Source organism: uncultured Bacteroides sp. (genome assembly GCF_902491285.1).
Classification (GTDB): domain Bacteria; phylum Bacteroidota; class Bacteroidia; order Bacteroidales; family Bacteroidaceae; genus Bacteroides.
The window spans coordinates 1-8140 of sequence record NZ_CABUHK010000133.1 but is presented as its reverse complement, the minus strand read 5'-3'; the positions used below and the strand labels follow the sequence as shown (position 1 = coordinate 8140).

Below are 8140 nucleotides of genomic sequence, written 5' to 3'. Positions count from 1 at the left end.
AATCTTTGAAAAATATCCGATAAGAAAGGCTGCCTGTTCTACAAAAGAAGGGCAGCCTTTACCTTATAATTATGTTTATTTCCAGACGAAATGTTTTACTCTTGCGAGAAACGTTTCACCTGCTCTTCGATTAATTCCTTATCATCGAAATAATTAATTTTCATCGCTTTCTTCACATCAGCCAAAGTCTCGGCAGCCGCAGCTCTTGCCACTTCGCAGCCTTGCTGAAGCATCTCGTAGATAGCGGGAATATCCTTGCTGAACTCTTTGCGACGATTGCGAATCGGTTCCAAAGTCTCCTGCATGATAGAATTCAGGAAACGTTTTACTTTTACGTCACCTAGTCCGCCGCGTTGGTAATGAGCTTTCAACTCTTCCAGATTCGGGTAGTCCGGCAAGAAGCGTTCGAAATGTTCGGGACGGCAGAAAGCGTCGAGATAAGTAAATACCGTATTACCTTCAATTTTTCCCGGGTCCTGCACGCGGAGATGTCCCGGGTCGGTGTACATACTCATGATTTTCTTCTGAATCTCTTCCGGTTTTTCCGATAGATAGATACAGTTGCCGAGTGATTTGCTCATCTTCGCCTTACCGTCAGTTCCCGGCAGACGCAGGCAAGCCGCATTGTCCGGCAACAGGATTTCCGGCTCTACCAAAGTTTCACCATATATATAGTTGAATCGGCGGACGATTTCGCGTGCCTGTTCGAGCATCGGCTCCTGGTCTTCACCTACGGGGACAGTCGTTGCACGGAAAGCCGTGATATCCGCAGCCTGGCTGATAGGATAAGTGAAAAAACCTACGGGGATACTCGCTTCAAAGTTACGCATTTGGATTTCCGCTTTCACAGTCGGGTTACGTTGCAGGCGTGACACGCTGACAAGGTCCATAAAGTAGAAACTGAGTTCGCACAGTTCCGGGATTTGCGACTGGATGAAGATGGTAGCTTTGGACGGGTCGATGCCGCAAGCCAAATAATCAAGGGCAACCTCGATTACATTCTGACGTACCTTTTCAGGATTGTCTATATTGTCGGTCAACGCCTGTGAGTCGGCGATGAAGATAAACATCTTGCTGTAATCACCTGCGTTTTGCAAGTCAACTCTGCGTTTCAACGAACCTACATAATGTCCGATATGAAGTCTGCCGGTAGGGCGGTCTCCCGTCAATATGATTTTTTCTTTTCCCATTGTTATTACCTTATTAATATAGATTTAGCGACAAAGATACAGATAAAAACTGAAAGATGCATCAAAATGAAGTCACTTCACTGTAAAAAAGTGAACGTTTCTTTTTGCTATTTGCAAAATATGTCGTTACTTTGCACAAATTTTGAAATAGACAATGAATCAACAAGAAATCAGAAGTAAGTATTATCTACATTCGGATGTTTTGCACCCGGAAACGACAGGCTTCTTCTTTTTTCTCCAAAAACGATATTTTAGTTCTTTGGTAATGCGTTAATCCTTTTTTGAGGGTAACGCATTTTTTTTATGGACGAACTTAGAAATAACAACTTATTATAACAACAAAAGAAATGGAAAAGGAAATCAAGAAAGTTCTCGTTTTGGGTTCTGGAGCACTCAAAATCGGACAAGCCGGAGAATTTGACTACTCAGGCTCACAAGCACTGAAAGCTTTGAAAGAAGAAGGTATCAGCTCAGTATTGGTAAACCCGAACATCGCAACCATTCAGACTTCTGAAGGGATTGCCGATAAAGTGTATTTCCTTCCCGTAAACACTTATTTTGTAGAAGAAATTATCAAGAAAGAACGTCCGGACGGTATCCTGCTGGCATTCGGCGGACAAACAGCGTTGAACTGCGGCGCTGAACTCTACACACAAGGTATTCTTGATAAATACGGAGTGAAGGTACTTGGTACATCGGTAGAAGCTATCATGTATACGGAAGACCGCGACCTGTTCGTGAAGAAGCTGGACGAAATTGAAATGAAGACTCCGGTGAGCCAGGCGGTAGAAAGCATGGAAGATGCGATTGCCGCTGCCCGCAAGATCGGTTATCCGGTAATGGTACGTTCGGCTTACGCATTGGGTGGTCTTGGTAGCGGTATCTGCGCTAACGAGGAAGAATTCCTGAAACTGGCCGAAAGCTCTTTCGCATTCTCTAAACAAATCCTTGTGGAAGAATCTCTGAAAGGATGGAAAGAAATCGAATTTGAAGTTATCCGCGACGCTAACGACCACTGCTTCACTGTGGCCAGTATGGAAAACTTCGACCCGCTGGGCATCCACACTGGTGAGTCTATCGTTGTTGCTCCTACTTGCTCGCTGGACGACAAGGAACTGAAAATGTTGCAGGAGCTCTCTACAAAATGTATCCGCCACTTGGGTATCGTAGGTGAATGTAACATCCAGTATGCATTCAACTCTGATACGGATGATTACCGCGTGATTGAAGTGAACGCCCGTCTGAGCCGTTCTTCTGCTTTGGCTTCCAAGGCTACCGGTTATCCGCTGGCATTCGTTGCCGCTAAGATTGCGTTGGGGTACTCACTCGACCAGATTGGAGAGATGGGAACGCCGAACTCTGCTTATGTTGCTCCGCAACTTGACTATTATATCTGTAAGATTCCCCGTTGGGACTTGACAAAATTTGCCGGTGTTTCCCGTGAAATCGGTTCAAGCATGAAGTCGGTAGGTGAAATCATGTCTATCGGCCGCTCTTTTGAAGAAATTATTCAGAAAGGTCTGCGTATGATTGGTCAGGGTATGCACGGTTTCGTTGGCAACGATGAACTGCACTTCGATGACCTTGACAAGGAACTTTCCCGTCCGACCGACTTGCGTGTGTTTGCCATCGCGCAGGCTATGGAAAAAGGATATAGCATCGACCGTATTCACGAACTGACAAAAATTGACCCTTGGTTCCTCGGCAAACTGAAGAATATCGTTGATTATAAAGCTAAATTATCTACCTATAATAAGGTGGAAGATATTCCGGCTGACGTAATGCGTGAAGCTAAAGTTTTAGGTTTCTCTGACTTCCAGATTGCACGCTTCGTGTTGAATCCGACCGGAAATATGGAGAAAGAAAATCTGGCAGTACGCGCTCACCGTAAATCTATGGGTATCCTTCCGGCCGTAAAACGCATCAATACCGTTGCTTCCGAACATCCGGAACTGACTAACTATCTGTATATGACATATGCGGTGGAAGGTTATGATGTGAACTATTATAAGAATGAGAAATCAGTAGTCGTACTGGGTTCGGGCGCTTACCGCATCGGTAGCTCTGTAGAATTTGACTGGTGCTCGGTGAATGCTGTGCAGACTGCCCGCAAACTGGGTTACAAATCTATCATGATTAACTACAACCCCGAAACGGTTTCTACTGACTATGATATGTGCGACCGTCTGTACTTCGACGAACTTTCGTTCGAACGTGTACTCGACGTAATCGACCTTGAACAGCCTCGCGGCGTAATCGTCTCTGTTGGCGGACAAATCCCGAACAACTTGGCTATGAAGCTTTACCGCCAGTCGGTGCCTGTATTGGGTACTTCTCCGATTTCCATCGACCGCGCCGAAAACCGTAACAAGTTCTCTGCAATGCTCGACCAACTGGGTATCGACCAACCGGCTTGGCAGGAGTTGACCAGTCTTGAAGATGTGAAAGGCTTCGTGGAGAAAGTTGGCTATCCGGTATTGGTTCGTCCTTCTTACGTTCTTTCGGGAGCTGCAATGAACGTCTGCTACGATGACGAAGAACTGGAGAACTTCCTGAAGATGGCTGCCGAAGTTTCCAAGGAATATCCGGTGGTTGTTTCTCAGTTCCTCGAAAACACGAAAGAAATCGAGTTCGATGCTGTTGCCCAGAACGGTGAAGTGGTAGAATATGCGATCTCCGAACACGTGGAATTTGCCGGTGTCCACTCCGGTGACGCTACACTGGTATTCCCGGCTCAGAAGATTTACTTCGCAACTGCACGCCGCATCAAGAAGATCAGCCGCCAGATTGCAAAAGAGCTCAATATCTCCGGTCCGTTCAATATCCAGTTCCTGGCCCGTAACAATGAAGTGAAGGTAATCGAATGTAATCTGCGTGCTTCCCGTAGCTTCCCGTTTGTTTCCAAAGTGCTGAAACGCAACTTTATCGAAACGGCTACCCGTATCATGCTCGATGCTCCATATTCACGTCCGGACAAATCGGCATTCGACATCGACTGGATTGGTGTAAAAGCTTCCCAGTTCTCCTTCTCCCGTCTGCACAAGGCCGACCCGGTATTGGGCGTAGATATGTCTTCTACGGGTGAGGTCGGCTGTATCGGCGACGACTTCTCGGAAGCATTGTTGAATGCAATGATTGCCACAGGCTTCAAGATTCCTGAAAGAGCGGTAATGTTCTCTTCGGGTGCGATGAAGTCGAAAGTAGATTTGCTGGACGCAAGCCGTATGCTGTTTGCTAAAGGATACAAAGTATATGCGACTGCCGGAACTGCCGCTTTCCTGAATGCTCATGGTGTAGACACGACTCCGGTTTACTGGCCGGATGAAAAACCGGATGCAGAGAACAACGTGATGAAGATGATTGCCGACCATAAATTCGATTTGATTGTCAACATTCCGAAGAATCACAGTAAACGCGAATTGACAAACGGTTACCGCATCCGTCGTGGCGCAATCGACCATAACATTCCTTTGATTACAAATGCCCGTCTGGCAAGTGCCTTTATCGAAGCATTCTGTGAACTAAAACTGAGTGATATTCAGATTAAGAGCTGGCAGGAATATAAATAAGCTGCTTTAGCTGTTTATCTCAAGATAAGAAAAACTCCCTCTTTGGAATGCCGAAGAGGGAGTTCTTTTTTGGGGTGCTTTCTTCTTTTTGATTTGCTTGCTATTGTTTGCTTATACGATAATTGTATACTTTCAGATTTTCTATCCGGCTATTAAAATTCCCGGCTTTTTCCAGTGGGAAAACCAATGTGCGAATATAATTCATAGAGTCTTTTCCTGCGTTGAAGTAGAGCTTCTGCATATTCATTTCTTCGATAACTTTTCCGTTTACTCTGAGTGTGGTGCTACGGCTGTCACCTTCAATCTGGATCGAAGCTTTCTCTCCCGGATTCACTTTATATGGGAAAGTGTTCAAATAACCATCGCGTGCAAAACCCATCATGCCGCGAATCGGGGCTGTCAGGTAGAATACGGCATTGGGCGAACGGAATAATTCTGTTCCGCTTTTCTCCTGTGCTCCGGTAATATCAAAGCAGACTGTATAATTGTAGCCGATTTCAGGATAATCGGAAGTGCTGCCGGGGGCGACAGTGGAGCGTTCATAAACCAATGCGGGGCTCTTGCCGATTTTTCCCGACTGGTTGACTCCGGGTGCTTCGCTGATAGCAGCACGCTTTTCGTTGTATGCTTCGTAAGGCAGGCTGGTTTCTTTACCTGTCCACATTTTCACGGCAAGGGTTTGCAGGGCGGGGAATACACGGTGATGAATGTCTTTCACGGAAATTCCGTTGCCTACATGGTCGTTCCAGACGGCAAACATGCCACCGAGGATGGCAGGATGCTTTTCCTCGAATACGGCTTTGCCGATATGTGCGGGTGTCCATTTGTTATATAGGAATGATTCGTTGAGGTAATCGTAGTAATATCCGGCTATAGGAACCAGGTAAACCATTCCGTCAGGGATACTGATGAGTTGATAACCGTCCTTTATCATAGTTGCCGGGTCAGCATATCCATTGTACCAGGCGTTCATGATGATATCCGTTGATTTGACAGGTGTGTCGCCTTTGGCATGAGTGAGCGCGCCCCATATTACAGCTTGCTTGCCGAAGCTCTCTACCAGGCGGATATAATGGTCGGTGAAAGCCCGGAACTTTTCTACCACGTCTTTCTTTGCATTTGAGTATTCGTCAGTGCCGATGTGTACGCGTTTGCCGACAAATACGGGATTGTCTCCTTCCAGATATTCCTTGAACAGCGCGTCTACAAATTCATAGGTTTCCGGCTTGAACAGGTCGAGATGATCCATGCCATATTCTTTGCTGCCGATTTCCGGTTTGTAGTGGGCAAATGCAAGTGAGTGTGCGGGAATATCTATTTCCGGTATGATTTCTACAAAGTTGGCTGCCGCCTGTTTCTGGAAATCAATAAATTCTTTTTTGGAATAAGAACCGTCACGGGCAGTCAGTCCCGGGTAAGTGTCCGATTCTAGGCGGAAAGCAGCGTATGTCTTATCCCAGTTATGCTCGAAATATTGTTTGAATCCGTTGTCGTTCAGATGGACTTGCAAGGTATTCATCTTATAATAAGCCATGATTTTTGCCAAATCCTGCAGATAAGACATCGGGATAAATTTCCGGCCGCAGTCTATCATGAATCCCCGGATGGGATAGTCGGGATAATCGCGGATGGTTCCTTTAGGAAGCTGGTGTCCGCTGGTTTGTTCCGCTATCTGCAGAAGGGTGCGTGTACTCCAGTAAAGTCCGGTCGGAGTCGGGGCGGAGAGTGTCACGCGGTCGGCTATTTGGATGGCGTAACCTTCTTTTCCCAGCTTTTTGTCGGCCGACAGGGATAGGACGAAATCTCCGGCTTTGGCCTTACCTTCTGTCACGCTCAATGTCTGTCCGAACATCTGTCGATAGTCATCGGCGAACAGTCGGGCTATTCTCAGCAGTTCGGGATTGGAGGAAGTGCAGACGATTTTCGTATCTGTTCCAGGGATGAAGTTGCCATCCTTTCCTGTCCATTGTTTCAATTCGGGGATAACGAACGGTTTCGGATTAACGGCGGCGTGGGATAAATTCCCGGTCAAACAAAAGATTGTTAATAAGAATAGCACTTTTAGGGGGATCAGTGTGTGTCTCATAAGGGGTCTTTTTTGTTATTAATGAATGATTAAAGTTAATTATGCGGTGAAAGTAAGGATAATTCAGCTATTCATCAGTAAGAGAAGCGAATTATTTTTTATTTTTGTTTCTTGAAAAGATAAAATCAGATTTAAGCATGTTAGTACTTCTATCCTGTGCCAAGACAATGAGTGGGACTTCAAAGGTGAAAACTCCTTTGAGTACAATTCCGCGTTTTCAAAAAGAAGCGTCTGAAGTTGCCTTGCAGATGTCGCAGTTTTCGGTGGACGAGTTGGAACGTCTGTTGCGTGTAAATGCTAAGATAGCTGTGGAGAATTATAAGCGTTATCAGGTCTTTCATGCCGAGGGTACACCGGAACTGCCTGCTTTGCTGGCTTATACCGGGATAGTGTTCAAGCGTCTGAATGCCAAAGATTTCTCTAATGAGGAATTTGAGTATGCGCAGGAGCATCTGCGGCTGACTTCTTTCTGTTACGGATTGTTGAGGCCGTTGGACACCATCCGTTCCTATCGTTTGGAGGGCGATGTCGTGTTGCCGGAATTGGGGAATCAAACCATGTTCTCTTATTGGCGGTCGCGTTTGACGGATATGTTCATCGAAGATATAAAGAAAGCGGGCGGAATACTTTGTAATCTGGCTAGTGACGAAATGAAAAGCCTGTTCGACTGGAAGCGGGTGGAGAAAGAAATATGTGTCATAACTCCCGAATTTCAGGTATGGAAGAATGGAAAGCTGGCTTCGATAGTTATCTATATAAAGATGTCCCGCGGTGAGATGACGCGCTTTATCCTGAAAAACAGGATTGAGAATCCGGAAGAACTGAAAAGTTTCTCTTGGGAAGGATTCGAGTTCAACGCATCCCTTTCGGATGAAAAGAAGTTTGTATTTACGAATGGCAAAGAGGTATAAAGTATGACGGAAATAGAGAAGATGCGCAGCAGCCAGTTGGCGGATATGTCCGTGCCGGAGTTGCAGGTGAGTTTTGAACATGCGAAGAAGTTGCTGGCGGGAATCCGGTACGCGTCATTCGCAAGCAGATGGTTTGATGTCTGACCGGGAAAGATTGTTTCTCTGATTTGATAAATCGAAAGTTACACGAAAAAAAAAGTTTTTCCTTTATCTGTTGATAATCAGTATGTTTGTTAATTGGGTGAAAATTTTATTGAAAAATAATATGGGAAATGTTTGCAGGTTTCAAAAAAAGCCGTACCTTTGCATCGCTTTTGAAACGGAAGTGTAAGGGCGTTTAGCTCAGCTGGTTCAGAGCATCTGCCTTACAAGCAGAGGGTCGGC

4 protein-coding genes and 1 pseudogene are annotated in these 8140 nt (G+C 45.7%); 3 read left to right on the top strand and 2 right to left on the bottom strand.

The features are described from left to right. Positions 1 to 95: 95 nt before the first annotated feature. Positions 96 to 1190, bottom strand: a complete 1095-nt coding sequence (trpS, locus tag RDN93_RS20945; protein WP_308747285.1) for a tryptophan--tRNA ligase — start codon at positions 1188 to 1190, stop codon at positions 96 to 98. Positions 1191 to 1537: 347 nt separating this feature from the next. Between trpS and carB the strand changes: the two genes are divergently transcribed. Next, positions 1538 to 4759 (top strand): carbamoyl-phosphate synthase (glutamine-hydrolyzing) large subunit, encoded by a 3222-nt coding sequence (gene carB, locus RDN93_RS20940; protein WP_308747284.1) that lies wholly within the window; start codon positions 1538 to 1540, stop codon positions 4757 to 4759. Between the two features lie 100 nt (positions 4760 to 4859). Here carB and RDN93_RS20935 read toward each other — a convergent pair whose 3' ends face one another. Further along, positions 4860 to 6845, bottom strand: a complete 1986-nt coding sequence (locus RDN93_RS20935; RefSeq protein ID WP_308747283.1) for a family 20 glycosylhydrolase — start codon at positions 6843 to 6845, stop codon at positions 4860 to 4862. A gap of 137 nt (positions 6846 to 6982) precedes the next feature. Between RDN93_RS20935 and yaaA the strand changes: the two genes are divergently transcribed. Together yaaA and RDN93_RS20925 are read left to right on the top strand one after the other, a co-directional pair. Beyond that, positions 6983 to 7756 carry a peroxide stress protein YaaA gene (yaaA, locus tag RDN93_RS20930; protein WP_308747282.1) on the top strand — a complete coding sequence of 258 codons (774 nt, stop codon included), beginning with the start codon at positions 6983 to 6985 and terminating at the stop codon, positions 7754 to 7756. A gap of 3 nt (positions 7757 to 7759) precedes the next feature. Beyond that, positions 7760 to 7864, top strand: a pseudogene (locus RDN93_RS20925) (sugar O-acetyltransferase); the annotation flags it as partial. Positions 7865 to 8140: the final 276 nt, after the last annotated feature.